21 protein-coding genes and 2 pseudogenes are annotated in these 18,808 nt (G+C 41.7%); 14 read left to right on the top strand and 9 right to left on the bottom strand.

What is annotated here, in order from left to right; all coding sequences use genetic code 11:
• The first annotated feature begins 35 nt into the window (after window positions 1–35).
• On the top strand, window positions 36–911 hold the full coding sequence (locus LRS05_RS11155; RefSeq protein WP_257868402.1) for a hypothetical protein: 876 nt from the start codon (window positions 36–38) through the stop codon (window positions 909–911).
• Window positions 912–1,070: 159 nt separating this feature from the next.
• Window positions 1,071–3,047, top strand: coding sequence for a dehydrogenase E1 component subunit alpha/beta (locus tag LRS05_RS11150; RefSeq protein ID WP_257868401.1), 1,977 nt, complete (start codon window positions 1,071–1,073; stop codon window positions 3,045–3,047).
• A gap of 67 nt (window positions 3,048–3,114) precedes the next feature.
• Here the strand turns inward: LRS05_RS11150 and LRS05_RS17665 are convergent, their stop codons facing one another.
• Together LRS05_RS17665 and LRS05_RS17660 are read right to left on the bottom strand one after the other, a co-directional pair.
• Window positions 3,115–3,252 carry a helix-turn-helix domain-containing protein gene (locus tag LRS05_RS17665; RefSeq protein WP_374707791.1) on the bottom strand — a complete coding sequence of 46 codons (138 nt, stop codon included), beginning with the start codon at window positions 3,250–3,252 and terminating at the stop codon, window positions 3,115–3,117.
• Between the two features lie 272 nt (window positions 3,253–3,524).
• Window positions 3,525–3,992: pseudogene (locus LRS05_RS17660) on the bottom strand (AraC family ligand binding domain-containing protein); the annotation flags it as partial.
• An 81-nt stretch (window positions 3,993–4,073) separates the two neighbouring features.
• Here LRS05_RS17660 and LRS05_RS11140 point away from each other — a divergent pair.
• The 3 genes from LRS05_RS11140 (at window position 4,074) to LRS05_RS11130 (ending at window position 5,557) form a co-directional block, all read left to right on the top strand.
• Complete coding sequence (locus LRS05_RS11140; RefSeq protein WP_257868399.1) at window positions 4,074–4,433, top strand: DUF983 domain-containing protein; 360 nt, start codon at window positions 4,074–4,076, stop codon at window positions 4,431–4,433.
• Between the two features lie 73 nt (window positions 4,434–4,506).
• Window positions 4,507–5,019, top strand: coding sequence for a hypothetical protein (locus LRS05_RS11135; RefSeq protein ID WP_257868398.1), 513 nt, complete (start codon window positions 4,507–4,509; stop codon window positions 5,017–5,019).
• The gene (locus LRS05_RS11130) at window positions 5,006–5,557 is read left to right on the top strand and encodes a hypothetical protein (RefSeq protein WP_257868397.1); all 552 of its coding nucleotides are present in this window, start codon (window positions 5,006–5,008) and stop codon (window positions 5,555–5,557) included. The genes LRS05_RS11135 and LRS05_RS11130 overlap by 14 nt, the downstream gene beginning before the upstream one ends.
• A 68-nt stretch (window positions 5,558–5,625) precedes the next feature.
• On the opposite strand, the gene LRS05_RS11125 is transcribed toward LRS05_RS11130, so the two are convergent.
• Genes LRS05_RS11125 through LRS05_RS11115 form a run of 3 tightly spaced genes read right to left on the bottom strand, consistent with a single transcriptional unit; the run spans window position 5,626 to window position 6,853 of the window.
• On the bottom strand, window positions 5,626–5,886 hold the full coding sequence (locus LRS05_RS11125) for a hypothetical protein (RefSeq protein ID WP_257868396.1): 261 nt from the start codon (window positions 5,884–5,886) through the stop codon (window positions 5,626–5,628).
• A complete protein-coding gene (locus tag LRS05_RS11120) occupies window positions 5,867–6,181 on the bottom strand; it encodes a thioredoxin family protein (RefSeq protein ID WP_257868395.1) in 315 nt (104 codons plus the stop codon). Before LRS05_RS11120 ends, LRS05_RS11125 begins: the two co-directional genes overlap by 20 nt.
• Window positions 6,182–6,214: 33 nt before the next feature.
• Window positions 6,215–6,853: a peroxiredoxin gene (locus LRS05_RS11115; RefSeq protein ID WP_257868394.1), complete on the bottom strand. Its 639-nt coding sequence runs from the start codon at window positions 6,851–6,853 to the stop codon at window positions 6,215–6,217.
• 203 nt (window positions 6,854–7,056) lie between these two features.
• Between LRS05_RS11115 and LRS05_RS11110 the strand changes: the two genes are divergently transcribed.
• Both LRS05_RS11110 and LRS05_RS11105 read left to right on the top strand, forming a co-directional pair.
• The gene (locus LRS05_RS11110; RefSeq protein WP_257868393.1) at window positions 7,057–8,976 is read left to right on the top strand and encodes an amino acid permease; all 1,920 of its coding nucleotides are present in this window, start codon (window positions 7,057–7,059) and stop codon (window positions 8,974–8,976) included.
• On the top strand, window positions 8,969–9,139 hold the full coding sequence (locus tag LRS05_RS11105) for a hypothetical protein (RefSeq protein WP_257868392.1): 171 nt from the start codon (window positions 8,969–8,971) through the stop codon (window positions 9,137–9,139). Before LRS05_RS11110 ends, LRS05_RS11105 begins: the two co-directional genes overlap by 8 nt.
• Before the next feature lie 450 nt (window positions 9,140–9,589).
• Here LRS05_RS11105 and LRS05_RS11100 read toward each other — a convergent pair whose 3' ends face one another.
• From LRS05_RS11100 to rlmD, 3 genes are read right to left on the bottom strand one after another with little or no spacing between them, the layout of a single operon-like run.
• A complete protein-coding gene (locus LRS05_RS11100) occupies window positions 9,590–10,312 on the bottom strand; it encodes a DUF6048 family protein (protein ID WP_257868391.1) in 723 nt (240 codons plus the stop codon).
• Entirely contained in the window at window positions 10,293–10,832 is a 540-nt protein-coding gene (locus LRS05_RS11095) for a DUF6452 family protein (protein ID WP_257868390.1), read from the bottom strand. The genes LRS05_RS11100 and LRS05_RS11095 overlap by 20 nt, the downstream gene beginning before the upstream one ends.
• Window positions 10,833–10,837: 5 nt before the next feature.
• Entirely contained in the window at window positions 10,838–12,256 is a 1,419-nt protein-coding gene (rlmD, locus tag LRS05_RS11090) for a 23S rRNA (uracil(1939)-C(5))-methyltransferase RlmD (protein ID WP_257868389.1), read from the bottom strand.
• Between the two features lie 84 nt (window positions 12,257–12,340).
• Here rlmD and LRS05_RS11085 point away from each other — a divergent pair, with 84 nt between their 5' ends.
• The 7 genes and pseudogenes from LRS05_RS11085 to LRS05_RS11055 all read left to right on the top strand — a co-directional run bounded on the left by LRS05_RS11085 (window position 12,341) and on the right by LRS05_RS11055 (window position 17,751).
• Window positions 12,341–12,898, top strand: a complete 558-nt coding sequence (locus LRS05_RS11085; RefSeq protein ID WP_257868388.1) for a DUF1697 domain-containing protein — start codon at window positions 12,341–12,343, stop codon at window positions 12,896–12,898.
• Between the two features lie 115 nt (window positions 12,899–13,013).
• A complete protein-coding gene (locus LRS05_RS11080; RefSeq protein WP_257868387.1) occupies window positions 13,014–13,424 on the top strand; it encodes an OsmC family peroxiredoxin in 411 nt (136 codons plus the stop codon).
• Window positions 13,425–13,505: 81 nt separating this feature from the next.
• Window positions 13,506–14,509: pseudogene (locus LRS05_RS11075) on the top strand (helix-turn-helix transcriptional regulator).
• A 22-nt stretch (window positions 14,510–14,531) separates the two neighbouring features.
• On the top strand, window positions 14,532–15,044 hold the full coding sequence (locus LRS05_RS11070) for a DinB family protein (protein WP_257868386.1): 513 nt from the start codon (window positions 14,532–14,534) through the stop codon (window positions 15,042–15,044).
• A 147-nt stretch (window positions 15,045–15,191) separates the two neighbouring features.
• The gene (gene rocD, locus LRS05_RS11065; RefSeq protein ID WP_257868385.1) at window positions 15,192–16,436 is read left to right on the top strand and encodes an ornithine--oxo-acid transaminase; all 1,245 of its coding nucleotides are present in this window, start codon (window positions 15,192–15,194) and stop codon (window positions 16,434–16,436) included.
• A 35-nt stretch (window positions 16,437–16,471) separates the two neighbouring features.
• Window positions 16,472–16,939, top strand: coding sequence for a DUF5362 family protein (locus LRS05_RS11060; protein WP_257868384.1), 468 nt, complete (start codon window positions 16,472–16,474; stop codon window positions 16,937–16,939).
• Between the two features lie 245 nt (window positions 16,940–17,184).
• Entirely contained in the window at window positions 17,185–17,751 is a 567-nt protein-coding gene (locus LRS05_RS11055; RefSeq protein ID WP_257868383.1) for a DNA mismatch repair protein MutS, read from the top strand.
• Between the two features lie 2 nt (window positions 17,752–17,753).
• Here the strand turns inward: LRS05_RS11055 and LRS05_RS11050 are convergent, their stop codons facing one another.
• The gene (locus tag LRS05_RS11050) at window positions 17,754–18,728 is read right to left on the bottom strand and encodes a hypothetical protein (RefSeq protein WP_257868382.1); all 975 of its coding nucleotides are present in this window, start codon (window positions 18,726–18,728) and stop codon (window positions 17,754–17,756) included.
• Window positions 18,729–18,808 lie beyond the last annotated feature (80 nt).

Genomic DNA, 18,808 nt, shown 5'->3' with positions numbered 1-18,808 from the left:
TAAAAAGCCATAAATTTGAAAAAAAACTTACAACAATGGAATATCAAAGAAGCAATTCAAGTTTAAAAGCTATCATTATTGTACTGTCTATCTTACTGTTGGGTAGTTTGGCGTATATGTATAAAATGAGCACTGACAGCAAAGAGACTGAAGTAAAACTTACAAACGAGAAAGATACTTTGCTGGCTGAACTAAATGCCGCCAAGGCCGATTATGACAAAGCCATTGCTGAAAACAGCGGACTTAAAGGCGAGCTGGAAGCAGAACGCGCTAAAATTGAGGAGTTGATTGCCCAGGTAGAGAAATCTAAAGGTGATGTTGCTACGCTGAGCCGTTTCCGTGATGATTACCGCAGGCTGAAGCGTGACATGGACAGGCTGATGGCTGAAAATAACAGGCTGAAAGGCGAGAATGCCGACCTTACGATGCAGCGTGATACAACTGCTGCTGCATTGGGCGAATCAAGAAGGTACAGTGATACCCTTGTGAAGCAAAATGACAATCTTACCAAAACTGTTGAGAAAGCACAAAAGCTTACAATTCTTAACCTGAAAACAGAATCATTTAAGGAACGTAGTTCAGGTAAGCTTGTGGCGACTGATAAAGCCAGCAGGGTTGATAAGCTTAGGATAAGCTTTACAATTGCAGGTAACGAAGTAGCTAAAGCCGGCGACAGAATGTATTATGTACAGATCATCGATAGCAAGAACAATGTGCTGGGCGAAAAGAAAACAGAAGTGTTTGGAGACTACACCCTTACCTACAGCTTTACAACTGTTGCAAACTTCCAGAACAAGACAGTTGATATAAGCGAGACACTTTCGGGTAAAGACTTTGCCAAAGGCACTTACTTTGTAAATGTGTTTGATAAGGATGTGCTTGTTGCTAATTCAAGTTTCAACCTCCGCTAACGAGAAATAATTTACAGTTAAAAAGGATATTCCGGATCTGGGATATCCTTTTTTTATGCCCTAAATCGTCAAAATAAATTTTTATCACACTGTGCCTTTCACTTGTTATTTTTTTACCTTTGGCGTTGCAAACACATTAACGATTTTTCAAAAATCACCATGAAATTCGACAGGAAACAGCTTACCAACGAACAATTACTTGATTTATATAAGAAATTAATAAAACCACGCCTTATAGAGGAAAAGATGCTTATCCTAATCCGCCAGGGTAAGGTTTCAAAATGGTTCTCAGGCATAGGGCAGGAGGCTATTTCAGTTGGCGTTACTGCCGTACTGGATAAAGACGAATACATTCTCCCAATGCACCGTAACCTGGGTGTTTTCACAGGGCGTGATATTCCGCTGTACAGATTGTTTTCGCAATGGCAGGGTAAGGCTAACGGGTTTACCAAAGGCCGCGACCGTTCTTTCCACTTCGGTACGCAGGAGTTTAAGATCATCGGGATGATATCGCACCTTGGGCCGCAGCTTGGCGTGGCCGATGGTATTGCACTAGCTCACAAACTTCGCGGCGAAGGCAAAGTAACTGCTGTATTTACAGGAGAAGGCGCCACCAGTGAGGGGGATTTCCACGAGGCGTTGAATATTGCTGCCGTATGGGAACTTCCGGTGCTTTTCATCATCGAGAATAATGGTTATGGGCTGTCAACACCTACAAACGAACAATATCGTTGTGAAAACCTGGCTGATAAAGGCATAGGGTATGGCATTGAGTCGCATATAATCGACGGGAATAACATACTTGAGGTCTTTACGCAGCTGACGGGTATTGTAGAGTCGATGCGCAGCAATCCGCGCCCGGTTTTGCTGGAGTTCAAGACGTTCCGTATGCGTGGGCATGAAGAGGCGAGTGGTACCAAATATGTTCCGCAGGAGTTGATGGACATGTGGGCGATAAAAGACCCGGTTGACAACTACCGCAAATACCTTAAAGAAGAAGGTGTGCTTACCGATGAAAAAGACGAAGCGCTTCGAGCTGAACTTAAAGCAGAAATTGATGAACATTACCAACGTGCTTCTGCCGAGCCTGCCATTGAAGCCAGCTTAAGTGAAGAATTAAATGATGTTTACAAACCATATAATTTTGAAGAAGTTAAGCCTTCAGGTGATGTTGAGAATGTGCGAATGATTGATGCAATTTCGCAAGGCCTTAGCCAATCGATGGAGCGTCATGAAAATCTTGTGATCATGGGCCAGGACATAGCTGAATACGGTGGCGCTTTCAAGATTACCGATGGCTTTGTAGCGAAGTTCGGTAAAGACCGTGTTCGAAACACACCAATATGTGAGTCGGCCGTAGTTTCGGCAGGTATGGGCTTATCCATTAATAAATATAAGTCGGTGATCGAGATGCAGTTTGCAGATTTCGTTTCTACGGGCTTCAACCCGATTGTAAACTATTTAGCAAAAGTACACTATCGCTGGCAGGAAAATGCTGATGTGGTGGTGCGTATGCCTTGCGGTGCGGGTGTACAGGCAGGGCCTTTCCATTCGCAGACCAATGAGGCATGGTTTACTAAAACCCCGGGACTGAAAGTGGTGTATCCGGCTTTCCCGTATGATGCAAAAGGACTTCTGGCTACCGCTATAAACGACCCCAATCCGGTGATGTTCTTTGAGCATAAAGCTCTGTACCGGAGCGTTTACCAGGATGTACCAAAAGATTACTACACCATACCATTTGGGCAGGCTGCGCTTTTAAGAGAGGGAGATGCAGTTACGGTGATTTCATTTGGTGCAGGTGTCCACTGGGCGCTTGAAACGCTTGACAAAAACCCTGAAATTAAAGCTGATGTGCTTGACCTTCGCACGCTGCAGCCGCTTGATACAGAGGCTATCTATAAATCGGTTAAGAAAACAGGCAAGATTATAATCCTTCAGGAAGATACATTGTTTGGCGGTGTGGCCAGTGATATATCAGCCATGATTATGGAGAACTGCTTTGAGTGGCTTGATGGCCCGGTAAAACGTGTAGGAAGCCTTGAGAGCGCCATACCATTCACCAAGGCACTTGAAGACCAATACCTGCCGAAACAACGTTTTGAAGAGGCGTTGCAGGAGTTGATGGCATATTAAGCATAAGACCTAATATTGTAATTAATATCAAATGCCCGAGAACTTCTCTTTCTCGGGCATTTAAGTGTTAAGTTGTTCGATACCTCCCCACAAACTCCGACGGCGTTTCACTTGTACGTTTTTTAAACACGCGTGAGAAATAGGCGTAGTCTTCGAAGCCAAGATATGCAGCAATTTCTGCAAAATTATCACGGTGCAGCAGCAATTCTTTTTCGCTTCGAGCAATACCCTGTCTTGTATAATATCAGATGCGGTTTTTCCCGCTACGGCCTTTGCAATCCTGTTTAAGTGTTTGGCACTGATGGCGAGCATATCGGCATATTGCGATGGCGACTTTATCGTCAGGAAGTTTCTCTCAACCAAAGCCTCAAAACGTATATAGATATCAGAATAAGGGCCGGAAGCGGCAGTGTCATTATTTATCTTAAGATATTCGCGCGTGCTTTCAATATAAATCAGGTCAACCAGGCTGAGGAGCTTTTGCCTTTTCATGAGGTCATTACTCAGGCTTTCATGTAGTGCATTGGCAAACAATTCTTCAACAGATTGTGTCTCATCTTTATCAAGCATAACCACAGGCATATTATGAATACTATAATAGAAAGGGAACTGGCTTAGGCGGTTCTGCGTATAATGCTGCTCATAAAAAGCACGTGTATGGAGGAAAACGTACCCACTGATGTCATCTGAAAGTTCCCAATGGTGGGTTTGCCCCGGGTTTAGGAAAAATAATGCACCACGGGAAACAGCGTAAGAAGTAAAATCAACTTCATGCACACCGCTTCCGTGCGTGAAAAGTACAGCCACATAAAAGTCATGCTTATGCGGTACAGAAATATCTTTATGGAAAGCTTCGAGATGATTTTCCAGTATGTTAATATAGAAACCGTCATGATTTTCTTTTCCGCTGAAAAGTTCAATGTCAAGTAATTCCGTTTTTTCCATGTCTTAAAAGTACAAATTATTGCGAAATTTGTGTAACCCTGTAACTGTAAAACCTTTGTACCTTTGGTAAAAATAAAAGCCATGTCTGCTATTAAAGGAATACTGGGCGAAAGATGCCCGAAGTGTGAAAAAGGAAAAGTGTTTTACAAAAAAGGCAACCCTTTACTTTTTACCATGCCACGCATGAACGAGCATTGCCCGGTTTGCGGTCACCAATTTGAAAAAGAGCCCGGCTACTTTTTCGGCTCTATGTACGTAAGCTATGGGCTGACTGTAGCAGAAATGATTGCGGTGTTCATCATTTCATTTTTAATTACAGATAATTATGCACTGATATTATTGATAATCGCAATTATGGCTGTACTGCTTAGCACATTCAATTTCAGGCTATCACGTATGATATGGATTTATATGCTTGACGGGAAGGACAGGACGGTTTAGTGTCATTATGAAATCATAAAGTTCTTTCGCATAAGCTGAAAATTTGAGTACTTTAGCGTAAAACCAACCACTAATGAAGTACTTCGCAGGGCTTTTCAGCGCCATGTTATTTTTCTCATGCGCTAAAGAAAAGAAAGACTACAAGCCACAATTCACCACGGTTACAACAACAACCCTTCATGAGCAACAGGACATAGGTGTTCGTGCCATTACCATTGACGGCGACAAAGTATGGTATGCCGGCAGTATGGGAAATTTTGGTGCATTACCATTAAATGGAGGTAAAGCCCTGACCGGTGTAATCTCAAAAGATACACTTTATCCTGAATTCCGTTCTATTGCCCAAACTAAAGATGCTGTGTTTTTATTAAATGCAGGTACTCCGGCGTTGCTTTATAAAGTTACCAAAGACACAAAGCACAACAAGCTGGTTTACACCGAAACGGGCGAAAAAGTGTTTTACGACAGCATGAAATTCCGGAATGATGACGAAGGTATAGCCATTGGCGACCCGGTAAATGAATGTCTCTCTGTAATTTTTACACGAGATGGCGGCAATACATGGAAAAAAAATGTCATGCATTAAACTCCCTATGGTAGAAGAGGGAGAAGCCTGTTTTGCGGCAAGCAATACTAACCTTGTAGTTCATGGCAATAAAACGTGGATCATTTCAGGGGGTAAAAAATCGCGCGTGTTTTATTCTGCAGACAAAGGCGAAAACTGGTCGGTGACCGAAACACCCATCTTGCAGGGGGATGCCCCAACCGGAATGTTTTCTGTAGATTTTTATGATGATAATATCGGTTTTGCAGTGGGCGGCGACTATTCCAACTCTTCAGGAAATAAAGGTAACAAAATACTCACGGAAGACGGTGGGAAGTCATGGAAAGTGATGGCCGATGGTACAGCATTCGGGTATGCTTCGTGCGTGCAGTTTGTGCCAAAAAGCGATGGCGATGGTCTGGTAACTGTTGGGCCATCCGGTGTGTGGTACAGCTATGACCGCGGCGCTACATGGAAAAAGATTCACGATGAAAAATCATTCCACACTATACGCTTTATTAACGATAAATCTGCCATAGCTGCAGGGCAAAACAGCATTGTACGTCTTGATTTTAAATAAAAAACGCTCCTTTTTTAAGGAGCGTTTTCTTAATAACCAAATTATGAAAAACAAAGTTAAGCGTACTGCTAACCTTTATCTATAGCGCCAAGCACCCGCATCATAAATGCGTTAAGCGCTTCTTTCTTTTCCATACCGTCCTTTATCATTTTGTGTACCTCAAGTGCACCATACATGTTTGAGATAAGTTCACCAACTACATCTAGCTCTTCGTCTTTTAATGACGGAACCTCTGTAAGCGCCTCAAGTACTTCAAGGGCCTCAATAACGTAGTCCTGGTCGTTATCTTCAATAAACTGCGTTAGGTGCTTAATTACTGGTAACTTCATTTACAAGGTCGGTTAAAAGTTCTACTTTATTTGTTTGTATCTGGTTTACAAGCTCACCATTCCTGAAAGTTGCAAACGTTGGCAGGTTGCTCACGTTGGCCAGCTTGCGCGATTCAGGAAAGTTTTCTGCATCAGCCAGTACAAAAGTTACATTTTCATTCTCACCAGCCATTTTTTTAAATTTTGGCTTCATTATCCTGCAGTTGCCACACCATCCGGCTGAGTACTGTACTACTACAACAGGCTCTGCTGCAACAATTTCCGCAAGATTATCTCTTTCTAATTCCTGTAACATAATTTTTAAGGTGTGTTGTTAAAGTGTTAGTAATTAATTGTTTGAAAGGTAAGAAGCAACACCTTTACGGTCAGCCGTCATAGCCTCTTTGCCCTCTTCCCAGTTAGCCGGGCAAACTTCACCTTTAACCTGTACGTGTGTATAAGCATCAATCAGCCTAAGATATTCATTCACATTACGGCCAAGCGGCATATCATTTACACTTTCGTGGAAAATTTTGCCTTGTTCGTCTACCAGGTAAGTAGCACGGTACGTAACGTTGCTTCCTTCAATTACTACAGAGTCAGTTTCTTCGCTGTATGAAGTCGACTCAATATCAAGGATGCCAAGGATGTTTGAAAGGTTACGGTTGGTATCAGCAAGAAGCGGGTATGTTACGCCTTCAATACCACCATTATCCTTTGCAGTGTTAAGCCATGCAAAGTGAACCTCGTTAGTGTCACATGATGCGCCTATCACCATTGTGTTTCTCTTTTCAAATTCAGGAAGCGCAGCCTGGAAAGCGTGAAGCTCTGTAGGGCAAACAAAAGTAAAATCTTTCGGGTACCAGAAAAGCAATACTTTTTTGTTGTTGTTTACTGCTTCTTCAAAAATGTTTATCTTCATGTTGTCGCCCATTTCTGAAATCGCGTCAACTGAGATGTTTGGGAATTTTTTTCCTACTAATGACATATCGTTTAGGTTTAATGTGTTATTTTGATATAGCAAATTTAGATATAATCAATTTTGCTTATAGTATTTATTGATTGTAAATGTTTATAGTGGTATAGAAAATTCTTATTAAACAGAATTTAGGAAATATTTAAGAAATAACCAAATGCCCGCAACTTTTTTTATATTTGTTTTAAGGTGCAAAATGCCTCGCAATAAAACAAATGGGACTAAACAATTTATTCAGGAAAAAAAGGGTAGAAGATATTTTACAACGGGTTAATGACGAATCACACGGGCCGTCGCTAGGCAGGCACCTCACAGTTAAAGACTTGGCTGCATTTGGCATCGCGGCTATAATAGGTGCAGGTATCTTCAGTACCATAGGTAAGGCCAGCGCTGATGGTGGGCCTGCAGTAATTTTCCTGTTCCTGTTTACGGCGCTTGCCTGCGGCTTTGCGGCGTTTGCGTATGCCGAATTTGCCTCTATGGTTCCGGTATCGGGCAGTGCCTACACTTATTCATATGTTGCTTTTGGTGAATTGATAGCCTGGATTATTGGCTGGGCCCTCATCATGGAATATGCCATAGGTAATATAACGGTTGCCATTTCCTGGAGCGATTATTTTATCGGATTACTCGAAAGTGGCGGCCTCCATCTTCCGCAATGGATACAGATGGATTACCTTTCAGCTTCAAACGGCTTTGCCGATGCTACCGCACTCATGAAAGGCGGTAAAGCTTTTGCTGACCTTGATGCCGGGATGCAGGCTGCTTATACCGCATGGACAACTGCACCTACACTTGGGCCGATTCACTTTGTGGCTGACCTGCCTGCACTTTTCATTATAATATTGATAACAGCCTTGGTTTACCGCGGCATGAAAGAATCGCGCAATGCCAGTAACCTTATGGTAGTAGTGAAGCTGTGTATTATACTGCTTGTAATTGCAGTGGGTATATTTTATGTTGATACCAGCAACTGGGATCCGTTTGCGCCTAATGGAGCTGCAGGAGTGCTTAAAGGTGTTTCGGCAGTGTTTTTTGCTTATATTGGTTTTGATGCTATATCTACTACTGCGGAAGAATGCAAAAACCCACAGCGCGACCTGCCTAAAGGTATGATGTGGGCGATTATAATATGTACAACATTATACATTGCTATTGCCTTAGTATTAACAGGTATGGTAAAGTATAACCAGCTGAACGTTGGCGACCCCTTAGCGTTTGTATTTGATACACTTGACCTGAAATGGATGAGCGGAATTATAGCAGTTAGTGCGGTTGTTGCCATGGCGAGTGTGCTGCTGGTTTTCCAGATGGGGCAGCCACGTATATGGATGAGCATGAGCCGCGACGGCCTGCTGCCAAAGCGCTACTCTAAAGTGCACCCGAAGTTTAAAACACCGTCATACGCTACAATAGTTACCGGATTTGTGGTGGCTGTGCCGGCGCTTTTCCTGAACCTTACCATAGTGACAGACCTGTGCAGTATTGGTACGCTGTTCGCTTTTGTGCTTGTTTGTGCAGGAGTATTAGTGTTGCAGAACAGGCCTGATGTACCACGAGGTAAATTCCGCACACCATATGTAAATGCCAAATATATCATGCCATTGGGGCTGGTTGCAGGATTAGTTATACTTTTTACCCAGTTTAAAGAATCCACCATGGCATTCCTTACAAATGAGACAAGGGTAAAATCGCCCGAAGAAATAGTGACATCTTTGCACGATGAACAGATTGCTGATGTTCATGCTTACCTTGTGCCAAATGACAGGGGCAGCCTTGACGACCTTACCCGGATACTGTTGCACAAGCAGGAAAATGCCCCCGGCAATTATAACTCATTGATTGAAAACATGCCCATACCTGATGCTCAAAAATACGAAAGCGGTTTTGAACTCTTCAAACACAAGATACCTATGTGGATATTTTTATTCACGCTGGTTGGGTTGGCTGTTTGGGCTTACAGGAAAAACCTTTCTCTTATACCATTGCTGGGGCTTATCTGCTGTCTTTACATGATGGCAGAACTTAGCGTTTGGAACTGGATTTACTTCACTATCTGGCTATTGATAGGCCTGGCTATATACTTTGGGTACAGCAGGAGAAACAGTAAACTTAATGTTGAAGCTAATGGATAAATTTAGTATAAAAGAAATTTTCGAAGATGAAATTAACAGCTTATGGAATATTGAGCAATTTCGCAGCATACCACTTTATGATCGAGGATATGCAATTCCTGATGAAACAAAAACTAAATCATTATTGTTTGTTGGGATTAACCCATCATATTATCTCCAATAGATAAAGAAGAAAGATTATTTTATAACGATAAAAGCCACCGTTATTTCAATAAATTTATAGAAATTTCAAAGAAGGTTAATAAAGATTGGTCACATATTGATTTACTCTATTTAAGAGAAACAAATCAAAACTTCGTAAAACACATATATTATAATCATATTGAAGGAAGACATTTTTAGATTCACAAATCGCTCTTTCCAAAAAAAATATTGAAAAAATCGAGCCATTGGCGATTGTCGTAGCAAATGCATTTTGCCGTGGCCTTTTCCCTTTTAAGCATGAATTTTGTGAGGGAGATAGGATCCAACAAAATTATAGAAGACAGTGCTTTGAAAGATACGCCGGTATTTTTTACAAGTATGCTTTCAGGACAGAGAGCACTTGATAATGGATCATACGATCGCTTGACATGGCATATCAATCGGGTAATCAAATTGAAAAGTAATTGATTTACTTCTTTTCTTCCTTCGGTACTTTATCCTTCTTATACAGCGGAATAAAATACGATAATGAGTAATTGAAACCTGCGCCAAAGCTCCCTTCATACGTACGGTTAAAGCCCGGTATGTAGAGGTTGTCAAAATTCTCTGGCTTTTTGTCGGTGATCAGGTAGTTGAGTCTTACTGAGAAGCCAAGGAAAAGGTTATCAAATATCTCTGCTTTTACACCGCCAACAACCTCGGCCCAGTGCGCGGTAAGCCCATCGAATTTTCGGTCAGGATAAAAGATAGTTTCATCAAAATATCCAGATGCGTCATAAATGCGGTATGAGTTCAGGTTTTGGCTATAACGGCTGAAACCATAGCGCACACCGGCATATATCATATTTTCCATGTCGAGCCAGTTTTCATAGGCATTATAGTCAAAACCAATCTTAATATACTGTCCCTGTGTGGTAAAGTTCAGCTGGTCATCATCAACAGTAAAATCTTCATTGCCAATTTCTCCCGCCACATAGTATTTCTTTGTAAGTCGGTAGTCGGCCACAATTTCAAATCCTCTGTAATTATCATTATATAAACCTCTGGTAAGGCGGTACAGGTCAGCGCCTACACGCAGGCCATAGCGGTCTTTATAAACAGGCTCTGGAGCAGTGGTTGTATCATTTGCAGTCTGGGCAAAGCCGGTAATGCTCACCAGTAAAAGCGATAGGCTAAAAATAAATTTTGACATGAGCTTCGGTTTCGTTTTCTATACTGGTATTTTCTATGCTGATGCCGTTTGCCGCAGTCCAGCGGGTACCATCTGCGCCGGGTGTAATTATATTTGTAACAGGTGTGGGGGGTATGAGCGTAAACGTTGTTTTGTACCCACAGGCGCGTGATACATAAGTTTCAGTACGGGTATAGTCCAACTTCAGTAAATCTTCATTTCGTGTGCCGTCTGTAGCACGTGAGCGGTATATAAGCCTGTATTCTGTAACATCCTGATTTGTGCGAAGCGGCAGCAGCACCCTGCTTACAGTACCAACCAGCGTACCGGTATCATTAAGCGGAAGGGTGTCGGTTTCATTTATCGCAATTATGGCTAAGTCATCAACTGTTCTAAGTACTGTTGCGTTATCTTTATTATAAAATTCAACCACTACACTCGGTGTAGTAGGTGTGTCTTCGGCACATATATCATCTTTCTCGCAGCTGAGGTAAAAGCTGCCTGCAAGAAGTACAGCAGTAAGCACAAGGGCTTTTTTCATAGCGGTTATTTCTTTCTTTTTTCCAAAAGTACAACATTTTCCACATGGTGCGTCTGCGGGAACATATCCACAGGGCGCACGCGGGTAACTTCATAATCAGCATCCATGAGGGCAAGGTCCCGTGCCTGTGTAGCTGAATTACAGCTTACATAAACCACTTTTTGTGGCGCAATCTTCAGTATCTGGTCAACCACATCTTTATGCATACCATCACGCGGCGGGTCGGTAATGATAACATCTGGGTGGCCGTGTGTCGAAATGAATTCGTCATTAAACACAACCTTCATGTCTCCCACAAAAAACTCGCAGTTAGTTATATTATTGCGCTCTGCGTTTACTTTAGCGTCGGCAATGGCTTCAGGCACAGCCTCTACACCAATTACTTTCCCGGCCATTTTTGAAACAAATTGTGCAATAGTGCCTGTGCCGGTATAAAGATCATATACCAGTTCTTTACCGGTGAGTCCTGCAAACTCGCGGGTTATTTTGTACAGCTCATATGCCTGGGCTGAGTTGGTTTGGTAGAATGATTTGGCATTTATACTGAACTTCAGGCCTTCCATTTCCTCGAGAATATAGTCACGGCCTTTATACAGAATCACGTCCTGGTCATACAGCGTATCGTTTGCCTTGCTGTTGATAACGTATTGCAGCGATGTTATCTGCGGGAATTTCGCAATCAGATGGTCAAGCACCAACTCACGCGCCGCCTTATCATCTTCAAAGAATTGAATAAGCACCATGATCTCGCCCGTTGAAGCGGTACGTATCATCAGTGTACGCAATAACCCCGAATGTTCACGCGGATTGAAGAACGCCAGGTTATTGGCGTTGGCAAAATCGCGTATCTCGTTACGTATGGCGTTGCTTGGGTCTTCCTGCAGGTAGCAATCTGTAATGTCAAGAATTTTATCCCACATCTTCGGGATATGGAAGCCCAACGCGTTGCGGTTTTCATACTCAACACCGCTTTGTATTTCAGCTTCGGTCATCCAGCGGGCATTGCTGAAGGAGAACTCCATTTTATTACGGTAGAAGAATTGCTCTTCCGGCCCGGCAATAGGCTCAAATTCGGGCAGGTCAATCTTGCCAATGCGCTTCAGGTTGTTGTACACTTCCTGATTTTTATAAAACAGCTGCTTTTTATAGTCCATGTTCTGCCATTTGCAGCCACCGCACGAACCGAAATGTGGGCAACGCGGCTCAATCCTGTCTTCGCTGTATTGATGGAAGTGGACGGCTTTTCCTTCGTAATATGCCTTACGCTTTTTAAATGTCTGCACATCAATAACATCACCCGGCACTACGTTTGGTATAAATATCACTTTACCGTCCGGCGCCTTGGCTACCGATACGCCCTTGGCGCCGGCATCAAGCACACGTATATTTTCAAAAATAATCTTGTCTGTCCTTTTTCTTCCCATGCGGCAAAAATAAGGCTTTGCAGTGAATTTCACTGAATTAATTTAAAGTGGCTTTTGTACCTTCGTATTCCAATCAATTTCGCTATGAATACATACCTGGCCTTGCTTCGCGGCATCAACGTGAGCGGAAAGAAGATAATTAAAATGGAGGCCCTGCGTACACTTTTTGAAGCGGCAGGATTTACTGATGTAAAGACCTATATACAAAGCGGAAATGTGATATTCAAAGCTAAATCATCATCAAAACAAGAAGTTGCTTCTCAAATTGAAAAGATGATATTAGCTGAATACGGCTTTGATGTAACGGTTTTTGTTCTTGATTCACAGCAAGTTGAAAAAGCTATTGACAATATGCCTTACACCGATGGCCGCGAACCGGAAGGGCAGGGGAGCAAAAAGCTGTATGTAACGTTTTTGTCCGAAATTCCGACAGCAGAAAATATTGAAAAACTGATGCAGGCCCCGATTGGCGATGATTTGATTTCATTATATGAAGATGTGCTGTATTTTAAATTGGAATCAAAAGCATCTGAATCTAAATTGTCAAATAATCTTATTGAAAATAAACTTAAGGTGAAAGCGACAACCCGAAACTGGAATGTCACACTAAAACTGCTTGACCTTTTGAGGGTAAATTCCTGAACGAAACAACGTATTAATATTTTGTTAATTGTTATCACTTGCCTTCTTGCGGGTTTCATAATTCGGTAACTTTATCCTTGGCAGTTTTGCCGCAAAACTTAATCAACATTATATCATGAAAAGAAACGCTACAGCCGTTTGGAACGGCTCTCTGAAAGAAGGCGCAGGTAAAATATCAACACAAAGCGGTGTACTTGATAATACCCAATATTCGTTTAAAACACGTTTTGAATCGGGCGTAGGCACTAATCCTGAGGAACTTATCGCTGCTGCACACGCAGGATGTTTCACCATGCAGCTTACGGCATATATCAATGAGGCCGGCTATGAAGTTGGTGAAATTTCTACTAAATGTGATGTTGATTTTAAGGATGGCTCGGTTGTGAGCTCTCATCTTACCCTTACAGCAAAAGTTGAAAGGATTGAAGATTCTGAATTCCAGGAGCTTGTAACTAAAGCAGAAAAAAATTGCCCTATATCCAGGTTATTAAATACCGAGATATCTTCAAGCGCTACACTTGCTTAATTTTTGATACATTGCAAAAATAAAATCCCGGCTTTCCGTCGGGATTTTATTTTATATTTGAGAATCAATTTTCTTAAAATAATGAACCGCTTTGACCGCATTACCGCTATACTTATCCAGTTACAATCCAAGCGAGTTGTAAAAGCTCAGGATTTGGCTGAGAGATTTGATATAAGCTTGCGGACGGTGTATCGCGACATACGTACGCTTGAAGAAGCCGGAGTTCCGCTGTATGGCGAAGCAGGTATAGGATATTCATTAGTAGATGGTTACAGGCTGCCCCCTGTAATGTTTACCCGTGAAGAGGCAATGGCATTCCTTACAGCAGAAAAGCTCATGGAAAAATTTACAGATGAAACGCTGGGAGAGCATTACACATCTGCTATGTTTAAAATAAAAGCCGTGTTGCGCGGAACAGAAAAAGACCTGCTTGAAAATCTCGATAGCAATATAATCGTTAACAACAAAAGGCGTGATAATTCTCCTCCTGTAAATGTTTTGGATGTTCTGCTTAAAGGTATTGCTGAAAAAAGGGCTGTAAAGCTTATATATCGTGCGTTTGGAAATGAAAAAGACAGTCAGCGGCTAGTTGAGCCTATTGGGATTTTCCATGAATATGAAAACTGGTATACTGTTGCGTGGTGCCATCTTCGCAATGAATACCGGCAGTTCCGCGCCGACAGGATTGTGAGCGTGCAGTTAACTTCAATTTCGCATAGCCAGGATACTTCACTGTCAGCATATTATGACCTCCAAAGTAAACAAAAATCAACACTTTCCATGCAGAAAGCAGTAATACGCCTTGAAAAAAAGTGGCTTTATACATGCAGGAAAGTCGCCACCGACACGGTTTTGTATCTGAAAGAATTGATGGTGATTATGTTGAGATGACATTTTTATCCCAACACATTGAAGACGGGCTTGCACGCTATTTTATGATGTTTGCTGATTATGGAGAAATAGTTGAACCTGAGTCACTTAAAATTCGTGTTGCAGAACTTCTGGAAAAAATGCTGCAAAAAAATGCACTTTCAAAAACTGCTGACATAGGGTTGTCACTACGCGGTTGCAACTTTGTTCCATAATAACAAATAAACTACTGATATTATGGAAACTACCAATTTTGAAATTGTTGCATTATTGCTAAATGAACTGGAGCAGGAAGCCAAAACAACCCGTAAAATGCTGGCGCGCGTTCCTGCAGAAAAGTTTGACTGGCAGCCGCACCCGAAAAGCATGAGCCTAATGAGGCTTGCAGTACACCTTGCAGAACTTCCTGGTTGGGTTGCCATGACGATGACTACAGATGGACTTGATTTTGAAAACAATCCATACGAACATAGGCAGGTTGCCAGCACGGGTGAATTGCTTGACTTTTTTGAAACTTGCCTGGCAGAAGGAAAAGCAGCGCTTGAAACTGCCGATGAAGAATTTCTTAGTAAAGAATGGGTACTGCGTAGCGGAGACATCATCCATAGCAGGGAGACTAAATATGAGGTGATACGTATGTCAATATCACAAACGATACACCACAGGGCACAGCTCGGAGTTTACCTCAGGCTGCTTGATGTGCCTATTCCCGGCAGTTACGGCCCAAGTGCCGATGATATTGCCTTTTGATTTGCAAACCCCATTAGTTGGGGTTTTTATTGCATTTAATATAAAATAAACAATGCTTAATTTAATTTTTATTAATTTGCACCATATACGGATGATTTCTCTCCAAAAGCAGGAATTGCTAATACAAAGAATAAAAATTATTTTAGAATGTCGGTTTTAGAAACATTGGGTTCAAAAGATGCAATTGCGTTAGAAGACAAGTACGGTGCACATAATTACCATCCGCTGCCGGTGGTGCTAAGCAGGGGTGAAGGAGTATATGTATGGGATGCTGAAGGGAAAAAATATTACGATTTTTTATCGGCATATTCTGCAGTAAACCAAGGGCATTGCCATCCTAAAATCATTAATGCAATGATTGCACAGGCCCAAAAGCTTACGCTTACATCCCGTGCATTTTACAATGACCAGCTTGGGGTTTATGAAGAATATATCACCAAATATTTTGGGTTTGACAAAGTGCTGCCAATGAATACCGGAGCTGAAGCCGTTGAAACCGCAATAAAGATTTGCCGTAAATGGGCTTATGAACGTAAAGGCATTGCTGAACAGGAAGCGAAAATCATTGTTTGCGAAAATAATTTCCATGGGCGTACAACCACAATCATATCGTTCAGCAATGATGAAAACGCAAGAAAAAACTTCGGGCCATATACTGCCGGATTTATCAAAATTGCGTATGATGACCTTGATGCGCTTGAAAATGTGTTGAAATCTGAGGAAAACATCGCAGGATTCCTTGTAGAACCTATACAGGGCGAGGCCGGTGTTTACGTACCTTCTGAAGGTTACCTTGCAAAAGCAAAACAGCTATGCGAAAATCATAATGTGTTATTTATAGCTGATGAAGTACAAACCGGTATTGCACGCACAGGTAAACTATTGGCTGTTAACCATGAAGATGTACAGCCGGATATCCTGATACTGGGCAAGGCATTGTCGGGCGGAGCATACCCTGTGTCGGCCGTACTGGCAAATGACGAAATTATGAATGTAATCAAGCCAGGCCAGCACGGATCAACTTTCGGGGGTAACCCTGTAGCAGCAGCAGTCGCCATTGCTGCACTTGAAGTTGTTGAAAAAGAAAATCTTGCCGAGAACGCAGAGAAGCTTGGGCGCTTGTTCCGAGATAAACTTAGTCAGTACTGCAACCACAGCAATATAGTAAAACTGGTACGCGGTAAAGGACTTTTAAACGCTATAGTGATTAATGACACGGAAGACAGCTCAACAGCCTGGGATATTTGCATGGCTATGAGCGAAAAAGGTTTGTTGGCAAAACCAACGCATGGTAATATTATCCGTTTCGCACCGCCGTTGGTAATGAATGAAGAGCAGCTTCTTGACTGTGTACGTATCATTACAGAGACGCTTACCGAATTTGAAAAATAATCAACCCAAATTATTAATAACCAAACCAACCAATTATGGAGTACAATTCACCATTTGATTCTTTTGAATTACAGGTATCTGCAGCTGCACGCGATTACCTTAAGACGGCCGCAAAGTGGGCTATGTTTTTAGCAATTATTGGTTTTATTGGCATTGCTTTCATGGTGCTGGCAGGACTGTTTGTATTTGCAGCCGGCGGAGCCTTAAGTGAGAGCGGCGGATTGGGTGCGTCGTCATTCATTACACCGGCCCTTTTAGGCGGGATTTATTTTATCCTGGCTTTGCTGTATTTTTTCCCGGTGCTTTACCTTTTTAAGTTTGCTTCGAACACCAAAAAAGCTCTTAACTCTAACAACAGCGACAGTCTTACTGATGCCTTTGAAAATCTTAAGTCGCACTACAAATTTTTAGGAATTGTAATGATAATTGTTATTGCGAGTTACATTGTTGGTATAATTGCTATGGCCGTGTTTTTTGCAAGCAATGTAAGCGCAAATATGTAATTTCTGATTTCTATCAATATAAATCCCGGGTTTGCGCCCGGGATTTTTTTATGGTTTTGAATTGTAGTATTTTTGAAATATGAAAAATTTTCTTCTGACAGTTATTCCCTTTGCCTGTGCATTTCTGGCACTCTATGAACAATCCAAAACAAACCCCAACAAATACATAATGGTTGGTGGTATAGTTATATTTATGTTGGGAATAATGAGGCTCATGAACAAAGTGCCAAGTAAAAACAACCGTAATGACGACACAGAAGTTTAAGATAGGGGATAAAGCGGCAGTGCTTGACGATTCTTTCAGCGGGGTAGTAAAGTCGTGCAGCAATGGAAAGGTAACGCTTGAAACTAGTGAAGGTTTTCTTCTTCAATTTGATGCTTCAGAACTTATTAAAATAAACAATGATAATGATTTAGGTTCTTTGTTTAAAGGTAAGAGTTTAGGTGCTGTGCTTCGGGAAAAAGAAGAACCCAAAAAACGCAGTTTTACAAGAGAGAAGAAATCCCGTAAGGATGATATTACCCTTGAGATTGACCTTCATATTGAAAAGCTTGTGAAGAAAAAAGGCGGTATGAGCAATTATGAAATCCTTACATTACAGTCTGAAACAGCCAGGCGCCAGCTTGACTTTGCCATTGCCAACCGCATACCCAAAGTTGTTTTTATACACGGCGTTGGCGAAGGTGTGCTGAAAGCCGAACTTGAATTCTTATTCGGCAGATATGACAATATTATAGTAAGCGAAGCTGATTACCAAAAATACGGCCTTGGTGCACTACAGGTCTACATAAAACAAAATCCTAAAAGGTAATTCTAATTCGCAACCGTGAGTTTTCCTACCCTGTAGCCGCCAGTCGCACTTATAGTGAACTGCTCTGCATTTTGAGCCCTATTCATGAAAGTTACATTATCGAGAAAAAATATGTGCTCTCTCACCCCTGCAACTATACTAGTCTGAATTCTAAGTTCGCCGGCTATTGCTTCCCACTGTTTTGTAACTACCGGTGTTATAGGCGGTACAGCATCACAAAATAACGTAGCCACTGCGGTGCCGCTATATTCATTAAAAATTATTTCCTGTGTCTCGCCTGCTATTCCAAAATTTACAACTGCTATTCCACCGTCAGTGGTCGGATATGTCGCTGGTTCAATGTCGAAAAATAATGCCTCATCGCCATTAACTATAAAGGCATTTCCGGCAGGGATAAGATTTCCATCGCAGTTTTGAAGGCTAACGGTTGATGCCTCATCTTTAAAACTAAACCTGTATGTTACAGGGCTTATAAACGATCCAAAAACATTATCAGTAATAATGATTGATTCTTCTTCGCGGCTAAATGTAGCATTAATGATTGTGATGACATGATTATAACCTGTGAGTACATTTTGACTGTTGCGAACTGCTTTGGTAATAATGCTAAGCATTCCACCTGCCTGTGCACTATATTCTTCTACTACAGCTGGGTTTGCGGGTGGCACAGCGCTGCAAATGCTTGTAGAGCTCACTGGGCCGTTGTAGGTGCGATAGACTAGTGTGTTTGAGCCTCCAAGGGTAATCATTCTCGGAATATCATCACCTACTTCATTTTTATTTTCAGCATTTATAAGCGTGTTAGGAGCTAACTGAAGTAATAGCGCTTCGCTACCCTGAACTTTATATATGATGCCGCTGTTTGTACATGCCTGTGCCGTAGCATTTGTAAAGTTGAATGATTTAAAAGTTATATCGCCATCATCACAGCCTGTAAGCAGAAACAGCATGGCAAAAAGCCCAAATATCTTTTTCATTTTCAATTTTGTTTTCAGCAAAAATAATGTTTTTAAGCGCATTGTTTACCGATATATAACGTAAATTCTTTTCAGTAATT

Origin of the sequence: Flavobacterium sp. J372 (assembly GCF_024699965.1) — a bacterium.
GTDB lineage: Bacteria > Bacteroidota > Bacteroidia > Flavobacteriales > Flavobacteriaceae > Flavobacterium.
The sequence above is the reverse complement of the archived record's forward strand: the minus strand, read 5'-3'. Positions and strand labels throughout refer to the sequence as shown.

Coding starts and splice junctions, on each gene's coding strand:
- LRS05_RS11155 (WP_257868402.1), top strand. CDS start 36: ATGGAATATCAAAGAAGCAATTCAAGTTTAAAAGCTATCATTATTGTA.
- LRS05_RS11150 (WP_257868401.1), top strand. CDS start 1,071: ATGAAATTCGACAGGAAACAGCTTACCAACGAACAATTACTTGATTTA.
- LRS05_RS11140 (WP_257868399.1), top strand. CDS start 4,074: ATGTCTGCTATTAAAGGAATACTGGGCGAAAGATGCCCGAAGTGTGAA.
- LRS05_RS11135 (WP_257868398.1), top strand. CDS start 4,507: ATGAAGTACTTCGCAGGGCTTTTCAGCGCCATGTTATTTTTCTCATGC.
- LRS05_RS11130 (WP_257868397.1), top strand. CDS start 5,006: ATGTCATGCATTAAACTCCCTATGGTAGAAGAGGGAGAAGCCTGTTTT.
- LRS05_RS11125 (WP_257868396.1), bottom strand. CDS start 5,886: ATGAAGTTACCAGTAATTAAGCACCTAACGCAGTTTATTGAAGATAAC.
- LRS05_RS11120 (WP_257868395.1), bottom strand. CDS start 6,181: ATGTTACAGGAATTAGAAAGAGATAATCTTGCGGAAATTGTTGCAGCA.
- LRS05_RS11115 (WP_257868394.1), bottom strand. CDS start 6,853: ATGTCATTAGTAGGAAAAAAATTCCCAAACATCTCAGTTGACGCGATT.
- LRS05_RS11110 (WP_257868393.1), top strand. CDS start 7,057: ATGGGACTAAACAATTTATTCAGGAAAAAAAGGGTAGAAGATATTTTA.
- LRS05_RS11105 (WP_257868392.1), top strand. CDS start 8,969: ATGGATAAATTTAGTATAAAAGAAATTTTCGAAGATGAAATTAACAGC.
- LRS05_RS11100 (WP_257868391.1), bottom strand. CDS start 10,312: ATGTCAAAATTTATTTTTAGCCTATCGCTTTTACTGGTGAGCATTACC.
- LRS05_RS11095 (WP_257868390.1), bottom strand. CDS start 10,832: ATGAAAAAAGCCCTTGTGCTTACTGCTGTACTTCTTGCAGGCAGCTTT.
- rlmD (WP_257868389.1), bottom strand. CDS start 12,256: ATGGGAAGAAAAAGGACAGACAAGATTATTTTTGAAAATATACGTGTG.
- LRS05_RS11085 (WP_257868388.1), top strand. CDS start 12,341: ATGAATACATACCTGGCCTTGCTTCGCGGCATCAACGTGAGCGGAAAG.
- LRS05_RS11080 (WP_257868387.1), top strand. CDS start 13,014: ATGAAAAGAAACGCTACAGCCGTTTGGAACGGCTCTCTGAAAGAAGGC.
- LRS05_RS11070 (WP_257868386.1), top strand. CDS start 14,532: ATGGAAACTACCAATTTTGAAATTGTTGCATTATTGCTAAATGAACTG.
- rocD (WP_257868385.1), top strand. CDS start 15,192: ATGTCGGTTTTAGAAACATTGGGTTCAAAAGATGCAATTGCGTTAGAA.
- LRS05_RS11060 (WP_257868384.1), top strand. CDS start 16,472: ATGGAGTACAATTCACCATTTGATTCTTTTGAATTACAGGTATCTGCA.
- LRS05_RS11055 (WP_257868383.1), top strand. CDS start 17,185: ATGACGACACAGAAGTTTAAGATAGGGGATAAAGCGGCAGTGCTTGAC.
- LRS05_RS11050 (WP_257868382.1), bottom strand. CDS start 18,728: ATGAAAAAGATATTTGGGCTTTTTGCCATGCTGTTTCTGCTTACAGGC.